Origin of the sequence: Trichococcus sp., assembly GCF_049589555.1 — a bacterium.
In the GTDB taxonomy this organism is placed as follows: Bacteria; Bacillota; Bacilli; order Lactobacillales; family Aerococcaceae; genus Trichococcus.
Genome location: NZ_JBAWAZ010000220.1, coordinates 1 through 16712 on the forward strand (window position 1 = coordinate 1; position 16712 = coordinate 16712).

At 45.8% G+C, this 16712-nt stretch carries 16 protein-coding genes; all 16 read right to left on the reverse strand.

The annotated features are described in order from the left end of the window. Positions 1-1385 (reverse strand): ComEC/Rec2 family competence protein (locus tag WBV27_RS08350; protein ID WP_424201114.1); only part of this gene is annotated, 1385 nt, incomplete at its 3' end. Between the two features lie 20 nt (positions 1386-1405). Then, complete coding sequence (locus WBV27_RS08355) at positions 1406-1915, reverse strand: ComE operon protein 2 (RefSeq protein WP_424201116.1); 510 nt, start codon at positions 1913-1915, stop codon at positions 1406-1408. A gap of 60 nt (positions 1916-1975) precedes the next feature. Then, on the reverse strand, positions 1976-2668 hold the full coding sequence (locus tag WBV27_RS08360; RefSeq protein ID WP_424201118.1) for a helix-hairpin-helix domain-containing protein: 693 nt from the start codon (positions 2666-2668) through the stop codon (positions 1976-1978). Positions 2669-2818: 150 nt separating this feature from the next. Continuing rightward, positions 2819-3334: a pantetheine-phosphate adenylyltransferase gene (gene coaD / locus WBV27_RS08365; RefSeq protein WP_424201120.1), complete on the reverse strand. Its 516-nt coding sequence runs from the start codon at positions 3332-3334 to the stop codon at positions 2819-2821. Between the two features lie 4 nt (positions 3335-3338). Then, positions 3339-3905, reverse strand: a complete 567-nt coding sequence (gene rsmD, locus WBV27_RS08370; RefSeq protein WP_424201122.1) for a 16S rRNA (guanine(966)-N(2))-methyltransferase RsmD — start codon at positions 3903-3905, stop codon at positions 3339-3341. Positions 3906-3949: 44 nt separating this feature from the next. Further along, positions 3950-4270, reverse strand: coding sequence for a YlbG family protein (locus tag WBV27_RS08375; RefSeq protein ID WP_424201124.1), 321 nt, complete (start codon positions 4268-4270; stop codon positions 3950-3952). Positions 4271-4275: 5 nt separating this feature from the next. After that, the gene (locus WBV27_RS08380; protein ID WP_424201126.1) at positions 4276-4719 is read right to left on the reverse strand and encodes a YlbF family regulator; all 444 of its coding nucleotides are present in this window, start codon (positions 4717-4719) and stop codon (positions 4276-4278) included. A gap of 78 nt (positions 4720-4797) precedes the next feature. Beyond that, entirely contained in the window at positions 4798-5841 is a 1044-nt protein-coding gene (locus WBV27_RS08385) for a CAP-associated domain-containing protein (protein WP_424201128.1), read from the reverse strand. 184 nt (positions 5842-6025) lie between these two features. Continuing rightward, positions 6026-7195: a putative lipid II flippase FtsW gene (gene ftsW, locus WBV27_RS08390; protein WP_424201130.1), complete on the reverse strand. Its 1170-nt coding sequence runs from the start codon at positions 7193-7195 to the stop codon at positions 6026-6028. Positions 7196-7203: 8 nt separating this feature from the next. After that, complete coding sequence (locus WBV27_RS08395) at positions 7204-7503, reverse strand: YlaN family protein (protein WP_086628219.1); 300 nt, start codon at positions 7501-7503, stop codon at positions 7204-7206. A gap of 217 nt (positions 7504-7720) precedes the next feature. Continuing rightward, on the reverse strand, positions 7721-9559 hold the full coding sequence (gene typA / locus WBV27_RS08400) for a translational GTPase TypA (RefSeq protein ID WP_424201132.1): 1839 nt from the start codon (positions 9557-9559) through the stop codon (positions 7721-7723). A gap of 372 nt (positions 9560-9931) precedes the next feature. Beyond that, entirely contained in the window at positions 9932-11206 is a 1275-nt protein-coding gene (gene icd / locus WBV27_RS08405) for an NADP-dependent isocitrate dehydrogenase (RefSeq protein WP_424201134.1), read from the reverse strand. Beyond that, positions 11203-12351, reverse strand: coding sequence for a citrate/2-methylcitrate synthase (locus tag WBV27_RS08410; protein WP_424201136.1), 1149 nt, complete (start codon positions 12349-12351; stop codon positions 11203-11205). Before WBV27_RS08410 ends, icd begins: the two co-directional genes overlap by 4 nt. A 53-nt stretch (positions 12352-12404) precedes the next feature. Then, the gene (acnA, locus tag WBV27_RS08415; RefSeq protein ID WP_424201138.1) at positions 12405-15116 is read right to left on the reverse strand and encodes an aconitate hydratase AcnA; all 2712 of its coding nucleotides are present in this window, start codon (positions 15114-15116) and stop codon (positions 12405-12407) included. A gap of 468 nt (positions 15117-15584) precedes the next feature. Beyond that, on the reverse strand, positions 15585-16358 hold the full coding sequence (locus WBV27_RS08420; RefSeq protein WP_424201140.1) for an inositol monophosphatase family protein: 774 nt from the start codon (positions 16356-16358) through the stop codon (positions 15585-15587). 48 nt (positions 16359-16406) lie between these two features. Then, on the reverse strand, positions 16407-16712 hold a 306-nt coding region (locus WBV27_RS08425; protein ID WP_424201142.1), incomplete at its 5' end, for a UPF0223 family protein.

Here is a 16712-nt window from a genome sequence, read left to right on the forward strand (position 1 = left end):
ATCCAGACCAGCGCAAAATAAAAGGCAGGCGGTCTCCCTGTAATGAGTGACGCAAAATCCAAATCCGCCGCTGCTCCAGCGAAGGTTTCCAACAGGGTGAGCAAGTTGTCGGACACAGCGCAAAGCACCCCCAGCAACGGGGCTTCCGGGAAAAAGAGCACCGCGAAGAACAACAACCAAAACAGCGGAAAAAGCAGCCAGGAAAAAAAGAACGAAAAGATCACATTCACAAAAATCCCGAGCCAGGAAACCTCAAAAAAATGATAGGCGACAACAGGAAAGGACGCCATCGTCATCAGCGCCGTCAAACAGATATCCTTCAACAGCCCATTCAGTTTCCATTCCGCACTAACCGGAGCAACGAAATACAATACCCCCGCCAAAAGATAGCTCAGTTGAAAACTTGCCGAATAGATCAGCAGCGGATTATAAAAAACAGCAACCATCACCGTAAGCGCGAAGGCGTCTTTCGCTTCAATCCGATGGCCTGTGATTTTCCCCATCAAAAGGATAAGATGCGTACATATGGCGCGAAAGACACCGATTCCCAACCCGGTCAACACACCATAAGCGATCAAAAACACAACCAGCAGCTTATTTGTGGTCTCATGGCTGACTTTCATCCGCAAAAGGATATAGCGCAGCTGGGAAAGCAGCAACTGGATATGCATGCCGGAAATCGAAAAAAGATGCAATAAACCGATCCCACGATAGGCATCCAAGGTATCACCCGCAATAGTATGCGACTGATTGAATAACATGGTTTGAATATAGTCGGTCGTCTTGACAGCAGGCAATTTTTCCAGCATCAAAATGATGGATCTCCTTAGGCTGCTCGGCCAGGACCAGAAAGAACGATCCTCGCTCCGGAACTGCATCGCTTCGATTGTGATGACCCAATGGATGCTTTTCGCATTCAGATAATCTTCAAAATCAAATTGGTGCAGATTCCGCTCAGCTTCCGGCTCCTCCAACTGGACTGTGGCAACGACCCGCAATGGAAATCGCTGTTGTTCCCAGTTGACCTTTTCTTCTTCCGTTTCGATCGTGTAATAGAAATAAACGGTTTCTTCCTTGCCTTCCGATTGCAGCAGGGCTTCCCCTGTCAATAAATCGCCGTTGATCCGCATGTCGTTCGGATCCAACTGCAGCGCAGCGGTTCTGATTGCTTCCGCTTCCTGAGCAGTGAAGTCAGATGCACTTGACCACTGGTGGACCAGCAAGCTCAAAAGACTTGCGGTCACTACCGCAGCAGCAATGACGTTCAGAAGCTTGGATCGCATAAAGAAAAGGCGCGCAAGAATGGCAAACAGCAGTAACCATGCGAAAACGTTGGTTCCGTCAAACCCAATAATGGTCACCGGGAAGACGAGCAAGGCAGGCAAAAGCAGATAACCTTTAATGGTCAGTCGTCATGATGACCGCAACAAGCAGCAGAGTCATCATCTGGTTGTTCTTTTCGTTTCAGTAATTGAGAAAAATAATCCGGATCGAGGGGAACTTGTTCATACGGAATGTCCATTGCATCCAAAAGATGGACGGCGTAGGAGTCATTATGGTAGTCTTCCAAATAGTAGATTTTCTTGATGCCGGCCTGCAAAATCATTTTCGTGCATTGCAGGCAAGGAAAATGTGTCACATATATCTCCGCATCCTGGGTCTGAGCGCCGAATTTGGCGCACTGCAGGATCGCATTCATTTCCGCGTGGATGGTGCGGACACAGTGCCCGTTCACGACATAGCAGCCCTCATCGATGCAGTGGACATCGCCGGAAACACTTCCGTTGTATCCTCCGGCTATGATGCGTTTGTCTCTGACGATTGTGGCACCTACCTCCAAGCGTTTACAAGTGCTCCTCAGCGAGAGCAGCACGCTTTGTGCCATAAAATATTGATTCCAAGGAATTCTTTCCATGCAGTAACCTCCATCCATATATAAAATTAAGTATACAAGAGCCGCTCCCTTGATTCAATTTTATTTTGCTCCGACCGTGATTAGATTTTCAAACCCCTCGAAGGTTTTTTCACCGATTCCTGAAACTTCCATTATTTCCTCGATCGTCTGGAAAGAGCCGTTCTCCTCACGGTACGCGATGATGAGCGCAGCTTTTTTTTCACCTATCCCATTCAATGTCTGCAGCAATACCGCATCTGCCGTATTGATGTCCACTTTCTCAGTTCCAGCCTCCCCATTTCCGCTTTCTTGTTCAGCCAGCGGATTTTCCGGCGCTGCAATCGGACGATCGGATTCTTCGCCGACTGCAGGAATATAGATCACCATCTGATCCGTCACGCGCTGAGACAGATTCACTCTGTCGGGGTCAGCCGCTTCACTCAAACCGCCGGCTGAATCAATTATGTCAATGACGCGCATATCGGCTTCAGCTTGGTAAACACCCGGATTTTTTACGGCACCTTTGATGTCGACAATGATGATTTCCTGGACCACCTCCGACTCTTCCGGCTGCTCTGGCGACTGGTTTGACTCAACAGAACTTGCCGCCAGATAGGTTTCATCCAACTGCAGCTCCCCTGTGCCGGTTTCTGCCGTATTGCCGGATATCAATCTACCCAAGCCAAAAAGACATACGGCGAGAAACATAAACAAAACGGCAAATCTGATCACTTCCTGTTTATGGCCAGCAAGCCATTCCCGAATAGCATCCAAACTATCCCTCCTTTCGCATCCACTGACAACATACGCAAAAAGGCACAGAAACATTCAGCCGTCCGAAAAAATTATCCACCTGGTCATCAAAATAAAAAGGTTGGGACAAGAACCAGCGGCTCCCCTCCCAACCTTATGCACATACTCGATTCATTCCGATATTTTTTTCCCCTTGAACGCGCTGTCCTTGAATTTCTGAAGGATAGCGGCGTTGATGTTGTTTGGCACCAAGGTGGATACATCTCCGCCGAACATCGCGACTTCCTTGATCAGACTGGAACTGAGGTAACGATAGTTTTCCGAAGACAAGAGGATCACCGTCTCCAGATCCGGGGCCTGCAGCTTGTTCATCGAGGCAATGCTGTGTTCATACTCGAAGTCCTTTACGTTTCGCACCCCGCGCAAAAGCGCGCAGGCACCGACATCCCTTGCCATTTCGATCGTAAGCCCACCGGTATGGCGGATGACACGGACCTGCGGAAAGTCACGCAAAGCTTCGGCAACCAACTGGATTCTTTGCTCACCGTCAAATAAAGATTGCTTGGATGTGTTGGTCGACACCGCAACAACGATTTCGTCGAAAACAATGGCTGCACGGGAGATCGTATCGATGTGCCCGTTTGTCAAAGGGTCAAAACTCCCCGCAAATAGCGCTGTTTTTTTCATGGAATCAACCTTCCTGATAGTAGTCGAACATTTCGATAGCGATAGTCCCATAAACGGCACGCTTCCATTTTCCGTACGGGCCGATCTGTTCAGGCAACGTATTCTCCTTTGCCATTTCGCAGACAAATATAGTTTCTTCGTTGACCAACTGCAAAGCGATCATTTCAGTGATGTCAGCTACCGTCTTTTCTTCAGCATAAGGCGGATCAAGAAAAACCAACGAAAATTGCGTGTTCGGATTTTCTGAGGCGAAGACACGAAGATTTTTTCGCGCATCCCCTGCATAAATAGTGAATTTCTCCGTTTCCTTCGTGATATCGATGTTTTCCTTGATCGTATCAAGCGCTTTTCGGTTCTTTTCGAACAACACCGCTCTGTCTATCCCGCGGGAAACCGCTTCGATCGATAAGCCACCGCTGCCTGCAAACATATCCAGGCTGATTCCGCCATCAAAGAACGGACCGATTATATTGAACAAGGACTCTTTGACCTTGTCCGTCGTTGGGCGTGTATTGCTGCCAGGAACGCTTTTCAATCTGCGTCCTTTGTATTCTCCTGCGATAACTCGCATCTGTCCTCACCTACAAACAAATATTTTTTATTTCGGTATGTATTCTAAAAAGAATAAGTTTTCGTTTCAAAAGAGGACACGTTGTATTCCGCTTCAGGATTACTGCGATCTTTCCTGCCAGGAAGAGCATTCTTCAGGGTCATGTCGATTTCAGGACGATGCGACAATTCCACTTTCCTGACAAAATGCAAACTGTTTAATTTTTCTGCCGTGGCTTGTGCCTCTTCTTGGTCGACGTACAATAAAACATACTTCATTCTGTTGGAAACATAATGGATATAACCGTATCTTTTCAAATTTTTTATCTGTCTCAAGGTATAGACCCAGACGACGATGCCCTGCCTTTTGGTCACTTCTAAGCTCATAATGTTTACCCCCTACTGGAAATATGTATCTGACAAGCTGCAGGCATAGTCGAATCCCCTGATTGAAAAAATGGGTCCCCTGCAGAAACCAATATATTAGGCGAAATGGCATGCGCCAACCGCTCGGAAACCTTGTCCAAAAGCACTTGCAATTCACGTTCCGCTGCACGAAAGCGATAGACGGATTCATCCAAGTCCATGATCCGCTTCGCCTGGTAAACGCGTTGTTTGATTTCCGGATAATCCGGTGCAAAATCAGGGTAGGCTTCCACCCGCTCGTATGCCTCTTTCGCTTCATTGAAAGCCTTTATCTTAGCGTCAGCCTCTTCATTTTGTGCCAGAAGACGCTTTGCTTCCTTATAAGATGACATAGTTTCTCCGCTGCAGATTGCTTCCACAAGCCGGAATGTTTGGTCTTCCAACGCAAAGTACGCTTCATTGATGATCATCTTATTCCCCTGCCTCGTGTGTGTTGATGATGACTACTTTTTAGTATAGCTTGAAACGACGGGCGACTCAACCGTTTTTTATGGACCTATCGGCTGTTCGCTCAAAAGGATCAATTGGTAATGCTCATTGCCCGCGACGGCATAGTGCGTCAGATAGTCATCAAATATCACGTTATCCTCTTGCAGCACCTTCAGGAAGAGCGCAGGAACACTGTAGACATCGTCATCAAAAACAAAGGCAGTCCGCGTATCCGGGGCAACTTCCGCTAATTTTTTCTCGATGCGTTGATCCGATAAGGTAAAAGCTGCCGTAAAATCATTGATTCCTGCTTCACTCGGCATAAGTTCGCCTGCAGCCATAAGCAACTCTTCGGATTCCTGGAACATCGTCAGGCCTCTGCGTTCGCGCAGTACGCCTAACAGGCTTTTGATTTGCAGGACATTTTCCTCATCCGCAGCAACGCTTCGTTCCCAGTCGTCACGTCCGACTTCATAGGATTCGTCTGAGACGACGGAATAATATTCCAAATCCAGCAGCGCCTCATTCGAAAGGAAGTACATCCCATAAACCGTTTCTGTCACGTCGTCAAACAGTAAAATCACAAAGCTGTCATTCTCGAACTGAATCAACGGCGTCAATTTTTTTTGTTTTTTGGACAATGCCAGTTCATACGGCGTATCACCGACAGTAAGTTGAAAATCCCGTGCCAGGTAACCCTCATCGAGTACATTTTCCTGCGTCATGCCGATTGTGTACATGCCCGTTTCGATTTTGTTTCCCAAAATATACAGGGAGCGGATGATATCATCCTTGACGCCTATTTGGATGTAGTCAGCTGCATTTGTTCCGAATATCCACCATTCACTGTCTCCATAGGCTTTGCCTACGCGTATCGGCTCCCCGTGTTTGGCCGTGTAGGCAGCAATGGGCTGACCGATGTAGGATTCATAACCCGTCACAGGCAAAGGATACCCTTCATTTTCATCAATTGATGCTTGCTCGTTCCTCGCAACGCTTGCAGGCGGCCTTGTTTGACCCCCGTTGTCCACATAGAGAGGGAGTGCATAGGCTATGAAAGTGAACAAAATGAAAAGTGATACTACTTTGATGGAAAATTTCATCCCTATCCCTCCTTGTGATTTCTGAACGTTCAAGATGGCAAGAATACCACGATAAATCTTATTATACTCTATTTTTGTTCGATACGAAAAGCTTTCCGGCAGCTTATGCTCCAAGTCATCCACTGGTTGCAGAATCGAAGCTTCCATTCAAAAAAAGAGCCGGATTACCGGCTCTTTTTCCTGCTTATTTTGGTTGTTTGGAAATCTGATCGTTGATGTACATATTGTTGACTATGCCGATCGAAACGGCGGATACCAACAAGCTGGATCCTCCGTAGCTCACGAACGGGAAGGTGACCCCTGTCAATGGCATCAGACCGGTTGCACCCCCAATATTGATGACTCCCTGGACCAGGAACATAGTGCCGATTCCGATACAGACAAGTTGGGCAAACGGATCTTTTATTTTGATTGCATCCTTAAAAATACGATAGACCATATAGAAAAACAGCACCAAAACGAATGCGACACCCACCAGGCCCAACTCTTCCCCGATGATGGACAAGATGAAATCGGTGTGGGGTTCCGGCAAATAGCCTGACTTCTGGATGCTTTCACCGATGCCTACACCGAAAAGGCCACCCCTGCTTAAAGCGTAGTACGAATTCACCACTTGGTAACCGGAATCCTGTATGTCGGCAAACGGATCGATGAATGATGTGATCCTTTCCATCTGATAGGACTGAAAAAATGGAATGCTGCTTCCGAATGTTTTCACCACAGCGATGACAAGACCGTAAATCGCTCCGATTGCCCCAAAAATCATTACTCCATATTTGACCTTCACTCCACTGTGAAGGAACAGCACGAGGCAGATAAAAGCAATGATGGCAGCCCCGCCGAGGTCGGGCTGCAAGAAGACCATTATCACTGCTGCCGCCGTTATCAGGAGCGGTTTCTTCATCGTATCATAAAAAACATCATTGATGTGGTACTGGTGTTTGGAAATGAACCAGGATAAGTAAAGGATCAGGTTCAATTTCATGAACTCGGCGGGTTGTAATCCGAAAGATCCAATGTAGATCCAGCCGCGCGCCCCTTTTGTTGCCGTACCCGGCCAAAGCAAAAGGTAAGCCAAGATACCGAAAAGAATATACAAAACAAACATCAGCAGCTTTTCATTTTTGAACAGACGTTTTGAGAGAAATGAAACAAACAGCGCACCGAACATCCCCAGGACAGCGAATAGCATTTGCCTGTAAAAGAAATGTTCCGAATTATTGTAATCCGTCATGGCGCGGTAACTGCTGGAACTGTAGACCATCAGTATCCCGAAACCCGACAGGATGATATATGGGATCAGAAGACGCCAATCCATATAGGAGAATTTTTTCTTGATTGCATTTTTAATCATGTAGACAACTAAACCCCTTTGTCGGCGGAATCGTTTTTCGATTGATCAAAATAATTCGTGTACATGGCGTTCAAGGATGCTTCCAAATCACTCAATATTTTGTGTCCCTCTTCTTTCGAGATGATTCCCAATTTCACAGCATACTCGACTTCACGGGAGAATCCGTACATTTGCGTATCCACCACATCCTCAAAGGCTGGACAGTTCGCAAAGCAGAGGTGTTCTTTTTGGCTATTGATTAATTTGTAGATCTTTTCAGCATCCTGCATCAAGATTTCCAAAGCAGTCGTTTTGTTGATGCTATCCATTTTAATTCCTCCCCTCAAAAGTTACTTCATTCTATCTTGAATTACTCCGCATTCCTTGCGGTTGATACAAAAATTGTATGGTCTTTCAAGCCTATTATACCAAACAAATAAGCCGACGCCTACCGCCATTCATCCTCCAGCGGATTCCAGCGTAATGAAGAGAAAAAGGCCCGAGGCAATGGTTGCCAAGGACCCTTTTCCAGAACTTGCTTTCGGATTATTCTGCTTTTTTCTTACGTTTAGCAGCTTTTTCGCGCTCATTTTTGTCTAGGATTTGTTTACGCAGACGAACACTTTCAGGTGTCACTTCGCAATACTCATCTTCTCCCATGAATTCAAGAGATTCTTCCAACGTCAATGTGCGTGGACGTTTGATCACGTTTGTAGAATCTTTATTTGCAGAACGGATATTCGTCATTTGTTTCGCTCTTGTGATGTTGACAGCGATATCTGTGTCGCGGGCATTTTCGCCGACAACCATACCTTCGTAGATTTCCACACCAGGTTCGATGAAGATCGTTCCACGATCCTCTACGCCCATGATGCCGTAAGTTGTTGTTTTGCCTGTTTCAGTAGAGACAAGCGCGCCTTTGCTACGTCCGCCGATTTTGCCTGGCAACTCTGGCAAGTACGCTTCAAACGTATGAGCCATGATACCATAACCGCGTGTGATGGATAAGAACTCAGTAGAGTAACCGATCAGTCCACGTGATGGAACAAGGAAGATGATACGGACTTGGCCATTTCCGCTGTTTTGCATATCCTGCATTTCAGCTTTGCGTTGGCTGATTGTTTCGATTACGGAACCCATGTATTCTTCAGGGGTGTCGATCTGAACACGTTCAAACGGCTCGCATCTTACGCCATCAACTTCTCTGATGATAACTTCTGGACGTGATACTTGCAATTCGTAGCCTTCACGACGCATGTTTTCGATCAGGATGGACAAATGCAATTCGCCACGTCCGGAAACGATCCAAGCATCAGGAGAGTCGGTAGGATCAACACGCAAAGATACGTCAGTGTGCAATTGTTTCATCAAACGCTCTTCGATTTTGCGGGAAGTGACCCATTTACCTTCACGGCCTGCGAAAGGAGAGTTGTTTGTAAGGAAAGTCATTTGCAGTGTAGGCTCGTCGATATGCAGAACCGGCAAGGCATCACGCTGATCGACAGGAGTAACTGTTTCACCAACAAAGATATCTTCCATACCGGAAATGGCAATCAAATCGCCCGCTTTTGCTTCTTCGATTTCGATACGGTCCAAACCAAAGTAGCCGAACAGTTTTGATACACGGAAATTCTTGAATGAACCGTCCAATTTAAGTAAGGATACTTGATCCCCAACTTTGATTGTGCCACGGAATACGCGTCCGATACCGATACGGCCAACAAAGTCACTGTAGTCAAGTAAAGCTACTTGGAATTGCAATGGTTCAGCAGAGTTGTCGATTGGAGCTGGAATGTGTTCGATGATTGCATCAAAAACGTTATCCATTGTATCTTCTTGTTCTGTTGGATCATCTGACATGCTTGAAGTACCATGCATTGCAGAAGCATAGACAACCGGGAATTCCAATTGTTCGTCATCAGCGCCCAATTCGATGAATAATTCCAGAACTTCATCCACGACTTCAGCAGGTCTTGCAGTCGGTTTGTCGATTTTGTTTACAACGACGATAGGAATCAGTTTTTGCTCCAAGGCTTTTTTCAATACGAAACGCGTTTGCGGCATCGTACCTTCGTAAGCATCTACAACAAGTACTACACCATCAACCATACGCATGATACGTTCTACTTCTCCACCGAAATCCGCGTGTCCTGGTGTATCCATGATGTTGATGCGCGTACCTTTGTATTGTACAGCTGTATTTTTCGCCAAGATTGTAATTCCGCGTTCTTTTTCAAGATCGTTGGAGTCCATTGCGCGTTCCATAAGTTCAGTTCTAGCGTTCAATGTATCCGATTGTTTCAACAATTCATCTACTAATGTTGTTTTACCATGGTCAACGTGGGCGATGATTGCAACATTACGAATATCTTTTCTAAATTCCATTTGTTGTTTTCCTCCAAAATGTTTACTTGTTTTTCACTGCTGTTTGATATGCCAACTGCTACTGCCATTATATAGTCGATCACAATTCTGAATTTGAACTTCCCATCAGTTTTCGTTTGCGGAATAGGTGAAAACCCGCTGAAAACTCATGAAGACAACTATCAACTTGTCCAGTCTATCACCTCCGGAACCATTTGGAAAGAAAAAAGTTCAATGTAACGGCTTTCTTTAAAAAGTTTTTCCTTCGGTTGTCGCTCCGCCATCGATGCCCTTGGCCAGCACGTATTCATAGCCCTGGATTCTTTACTGGTTAATCCGCAAAAAGAGACATAATCCAGAATGATTATGCCTCTGATTTTTTTTGATTGGGTCCTACATGTTTTTGATGACCAGTTCCGCAAATCCGGAGCAGCTGACTTTTTGGGCAGCTTCATCCTTCATCAGATAATAGAAATCGCGTGTGACTGTTTTGTTGGCAATCGTCTTTTCGATTCCATGGGTGATCAAGTCGCTGACTTCATTCCAGCCGATATAATCGAACAACATAGCACCTGACAACAACACCGATGAAGGATTCAATTCATCCAAACCGGCATATTCCGGTGCAGTGCCGTGTGTTGCTTCGAAAATGGCATGCCCAGTGTCCTCATTGATGTTAGCCCCCGGTGCAATCCCGATTCCGCCCACTTGAGCAGCCAACGCATCAGAAATATAGTCACCGTTCAGGTTCAACGTGGCGATGACATCATAGTTCTCAGGGTTCATCAAAATCTCCTGCAGGAAGATGTCGGCGATCCGGTCCTTGATGATCAACTTGCCTGCCGCAACAGCATCTTCATAAGCTTTATCCGCTGCCGCTCTGCCATCCGCAGCTTTTACGGCATCATATTGGGCCCAAGTGAAGACTTTATCGCCAAATTCGCGTTCAGCTAAAGCGTAGCCCCACTTCTTGAAGCCTCCCTCCGTGAATTTCATGATGTTTCCTTTGTGGACCAACGTCACTGAAGTGCGTCCATTTTCCAATGCATATTTGATGGCGCTGCGGATCAAGCGTTCCGATCCTTCGATTGAAACCGGCTTGACGCCGATTGCTGATGTCTCGGGGAAGCGGATTTTGTCCACGCCGAATTGGGTCTGCAGAATCTCGATGATTCGTTTTGCCTCTTCGCTTTGCGCTTCGAACTCAATCCCTGCGTAGCAATCTTCGGTATTTTCCCGGAATATGACCATATCGGTTTTTTCAGGTTCCTTCAATGGTGTCGGCACGCCTTCGAAATAACGGACAGGGCGCAGGCATACGAAAAGGTCCAACGTCTGGCGCAAAGCAACATTCAAGGAACGGATTCCCCCGCCGATTGGTGTCGTCAGTGGTCCTTTGATGGCCACCAAGTGCTCACGGATGACATCCATAGTCTCATCAGGCAACCAAGAGCCGGTCAAATCGAAAGCCTTTCCACCTGCCAGCACTTCTTTCCAAACTACTTTTCGGGAATCGCCATAGGCTTTCTCAACTGCGGCTTCAAATACTTTTTTTGATGCTTGCCAAATTTCCGGCCCGATTCCATCCCCTTCGATGAAAGGGATGATCGGAAAATCAGGTGTGTGCAACCCTGTTTCGTTCATAACAATTTTTTCGCCAACTGTCATTGTGCAGTACCTCCAATAGTTTCTTTTTCAGACAAAGGGATGTAAGTCAGGTTAACGGGTCCCACGTATTTTGAACGCGGACGGATCAAGGTGGCTTCACGCTTTTGCTCAAATACATGTCCTAACCACCCGGAAACACGGCTCATTGAAAACAATAGCGTGAAGAGGTCATGTTCTATCCCGAAGCAGTGATAAACAGTGGCAGAGTAGAAATCCACATTCGGAATCAAGCCTTTTTCCTTCAATAGATAATCCTCCACCTCACAGGAAAGATCATATAAATCTTCTTTTCCGAATTCCTGGGTCAATTCCTTAGCCATACGTTTCAAATGCTTCTTGCGGGGATCTTCCGTTTTGTAGACACGGTGACCGAATCCCATGATTTTTTCTTTATTGTCCAATTTTGCTTTCAAGTAGCCTGGAACATCTTTGGTGTCTGATTCAGCGATTTCGGAGAGCATATCGAAAACGCGCTCATTTGCTCCACCGTGCAAGGGGCCTTTCAGAGCTCCGATAGCACCTGTGATACACGAATAGACATCAGTCAGCGTAGAAGCTGCAACACGTGCAGTGAAGGTTGATGCGTTAAGATCGTGATCGGCATGGAGTACCAAACAATGATTATACGCTCTGACCAGATCCGGATTCGCCTCTTCGCCTGTCAACATATACAGGAAATTGGCTCCGAACGATAGGTCCTCGCGTGGCGCGATCGGATCCAAACCTTTGCGTAATCGGGCGAATGCGGCAACAATCGTCGGAATTTTTGCTTGTATCGAGATTGCTTGAATGTAGACAGAACGTTCGTCCATATCTTCCGCATACGGATCGAATACGCCCAATAGTGAGACTGTCGTACGCAATACACTCATTGGGTGCAGATTTTGGCGGCACTGTATTTTCAGGCAAGCAATGACACTTTCAGATAAGGCCATATGCGTGTGAAGATCTTGCTTCAACTGCGCAAATTCTTCCCGGCTAGGCATTCTTGAATTCCACAACAAAAAGATGATTTCCTCAAACGATGCATCTTTTTCCACTAATTCGTCGATATTATATCCTGAGTAGGATAATTGTCCCTCAACAATTGCGCTTAGGGAGGTTTCTGATACGACAACGTCTGCTAATCCTTTATGTACTTCCATGATTTTTCTCTCCTCTCAAAAACCTCTCTTCAGCAAATTGGATGGCTTGCTGCTTAATAAGCAAGCCCCATTTTTTTACGGATAACCATCGGCAGGATGCCTCCGTTACGGTAGTAAGTCATATCCACTTCAGAATCAAAACGGGCAATGGTCGTGAATTTGATTTCTTGGCCATCTGATTTGACTGCCGTCACCGGAATTTCCGCATGGATGCCGACACTATCGTTCAAATCGATCGTGATTTTTTCCGATCCGTCCAGTCCCAGACTTTCTGCATCTTGACCTGTTTGGTATTGCAAAGGCAATACGCCCATCATCACAAGATTCGAACGGTGGATTCTTTCATAGCTCTTGGCGATGACTGCTTCGACCCCAAGTAGTTTGACACCTTTGGCAGCCCAATCGCGTGATGAACCCATCCCATAATCGTCACCTGCAAAAATCACTAATCCGGTTCCGTTTTGACGGTATTTTTCTGATGCATCAAAGATACTCATCTCTTCGCCGGTCGGCCAGTAAATCGTGAAGCCGCCGTCTTTGCCGGATACCAGTTGATTGCGGATACGCATATTCGCCAACGTACCGCGCATCATCACTTCATGATTTCCGCGTCTTGCGCCGTATGAGTTGAAATCACGGACGCCCACGCCTTTAGAAGACAAATATTGTCCAGCTGGTGTGCTGATGTCGATGCTTCCTGCAGGGGAAATGTGGTCGGTCGTAACCGAGTCACCGAATTTACCCAATACCGATAGCCCATTCAAAGATACGATTGGCTTCGGTTCAGGCGATAAATTCTCGAAGAATGGCGGATTTGCGATGTAGGTCGATCCCTCTTCCCACTGGTACAAAGCGTCATCATTCGTTTCGATCGCATTCCATTCAGCATTGTCATCAAACACATGCAAATATTCCTCTTTGAATATCTCAGGTGTCACAAAATCACGGATCATCGCTTCGACAGCGTGTCTTTCCGGCCACAGATCCGCTAAGTAGACAGGTTGACCATCTTTGCCGTTACCGATCGGCTCGGTTTTCAGATCGATGTTCATCGTACCTGCCAACGCATAAGCGACTACCAATGGCGGCGACGCCAAGTAGTTGGCTTTGACCAATGCGTGGATCCGTCCTTCAAAGTTACGGTTTCCACTCAATGCGCTTGAAACCAATAAGTCATTGTTTTTGATTGCTTCTTCCACTTCAGGCAACAGCGGTCCTGAATTTCCGATGCAGGTCGTACAGCCGTAGCCGACAGTATTGAAACCCAGTTCTTCCAGGTAAGGCAGTAAACCGGCATTATCCAAATAAGCAGTGACTACTTTCGATCCGGGTGCCAACGAAGTCTTGACGTATTTCGGAACGTTCAGTCCCAATTCCACAGCTCGTTTCGCCAATAATCCGGCACTCAACATTACGTATGGATTCGATGTGTTCGTGCAGCTTGTGATGGCCGCGATCGCAATGTCTCCTGTTTTCATCTTCACTTCTTCCCCATCGAGGATCAGCGAGACTTCTTTTTCTGTTTCATCTTCGGATAATCCGAATCCGGCATTGCCTTTCGGTGCAACCAAGGATCTTTGGAAATCTTCTTTCAATTTCGATACCGGCACCAGATCTTGAGGGCGTTTAGGTCCTGCAACATTGGCCTCGATTGTGCTTAAGTCGATTTCAACGACTGTGGTATATTCCGGTTCCGGATCTTCAACACGGTAGTAAAGATCATTCGCTTTAACGTATTCTTCTACTATAGAAACATGTTTTTCATCTCTGCCTGTCAACGTCAAGTAGTTAAGCACTTCATCGTCAACCGGGAAGAATCCGCAGGTCGCACCATATTCAGGCGCCATGTTGGCGATGGTCGCACGATCCGCTAACGTCATGGAAGATAATCCAGGACCGAAGAATTCGACAAATTTTCCGACTACTTTCATTTCACGCAATTTCTGTGTGACTTTCAATGCCAAGTCGGTTGCGGTAGCTGCTTCCTCCAATGAATTGATGAAGCGTACACCTACGACTTCAGGAACAGGGAAGAAGGAAGGCTCACCAAGCATGCTGGCTTCAGCTTCGATTCCGCCTACTCCCCAGCCCAATACGCCAAGCGCATTTGCCATCGTCGTATGGGAATCCGTTCCCACCAAAGTGTCAGGGAAAACTAAGCTTCTGTTTTCATCGATTACCTTCTCTGTAACGACCGATGCCAAGTACTCAATGTTGACTTGGTGGACAATCCCTGTAGCAGGCGGTACAGCGCGATAGTTGTCGAATGCTTTTTGCGCCCAGCTCAAAAATTGATAACGTTCCTGATTGCGTAAGAATTCCATCCGCATGTTAGCCAACAAAGCTTGCGGAGATCCGAAGTTATCGACTTGTACGGAGTGATCGATGACCAGATCAACAGGCACTTCCGGATTGATGATTGCTGGATCTCCGCCTAAATCATGGACTGTTTTTCTCAAGGAAGCCAAGTCAACGACTGCAGGCACTCCTGTGAAATCCTGCAGGATAACGCGGGAAGGTTTGAAAGGTATTTCGCCCTCGTTCGTTTCTGTTGCACTCCAGTTAGATAAAGTGACAATATGTTCTTCCTTGATGCCGCTTTCTCCCACCTGACGTAACAATGACTCGAGCAGCACTCGGATCGAGTACGGCATTTTAGCGATTTTTATTTTTTCATTGTTTTCTAATTTTTTTAATTTATAGTATTCATACTGATGACCATTCAAACTAAAAGAAGCTATGGCATTTTGATTAAAATCTGACATTGTATAACCCCCATTTATCATCTATTTCACATTCAACTCACTTAATACGAAAATTATAACCATAATTTAATCAAATGTAAATGTTTTAAATAAAAAAAATACCGCAAGGACGCGAGAACAATCGGAAAAAGCTTACATGGATTTGTAAGGTTTTTCATTAGAAAAAATGAGAGAGTTGCTTCCGATTGTTCCTAAAATGAGATTCTCCCTCATGAACCATCATTATAAAGGCTCTTATATACTCATTTATTTATCATTTTTCGAATTTTTCTCACATTTACTATTTTTAATCTAATTCTCTTTCTGAGAAAAATAATTTCTTTTTTCAACACAAGTGAATAAAATCGTTTAAATCATGCCTTTTCATGTCATGAATGCTTACATCTTTCGTTAACCAAAAAAAAGTGAACAAAATACATCATTCTGTATCTTGTCCACTTTATTTTAATCTTAATGAGGTTCTAACACTCATCGCCATTCGTTCCTGATCTCCTGGAAAGCATATCTGTTGGCCACAATCACCGCATTATTCTGGAGCAGGTTTATTTTTTCTCCTGTAACTTGTCTATAGACCAAACCTACCTCTTCAGCTATTACCAATCCGGCAGCGATGTCCCATGGAGCCAGGGAAGGAGCGATATAAGCTACCAATTTACCTGATGCAACCCAAGCTGTTTCCAAGCCTGCAGAGCCATTGACGCGCAAGCCACTGCTGTTTTTTGCGATTCTGCGTGCTTCATCCGCATCTGCGACAACCAATCGGTTACTGATTGCGACCAAGCCCTCAGAAAGAGGCAGCTCCTCCACGGTCGGCAGTCTTCGATCGTTGCAGTAAGCCCCGTTATGCCGGATCGCAAAATAGAGTTCGTCCCTGACGACATCATAAATATATCCCAAATGGCCGACACCATCTTCATAGATTCCTATCATGATGGCAAAATTTGCTCTCTGCTTGATGAAATTGAGGGTGCCATCAATCGGATCGATGATCCAGACAATCCCTTCCAGGTCCTGTATATCATGTCCTACGCTTTCTTCTCCCAAAATACGCTCATCGGGGAAATGCGCAGTTATTTTCTCATACAGGAACAACTCGATTTCCCGATCCATATTTGTCACCAAATCCGTTCGCGACGTTTTTTCTTTAATTTCAAGTTCCTTGTTGAACGATTCCCGCAGCAAATCTGCAGCTTCATGCAACCAAGACTTGATCAGGCTGTGTCTTTTATCGATTTGATCCATCCGGCCCCTCCCTTCTCCCGCTTCTCTATCTGCGAATTAACCAGTCATTTAACGCTCCCCTAGGAAGATTTTGTTTTTTTCGCTCTTCTTTATTTCCTGCAGCACCTTGTACAAGGAGTAACCAGATTCTTTTTCGAACTGATTGCCGTATTTCTTTTCCTGACCGACTGAAGGCAGCACCGTCTTAAATTCCCGGTAAGCCTTCATAAAGTCTTCTTTGCTGATCCCACTTTCATAAGCACGCTCGACAGCATTCCATAAAGAGATGACTTTAACGATCTCCTCTTTGGACCATTCTACTTCGAACGGATAGTCATAATGATGCATATTTTTCCCTCCATCTGATTCCTGGTT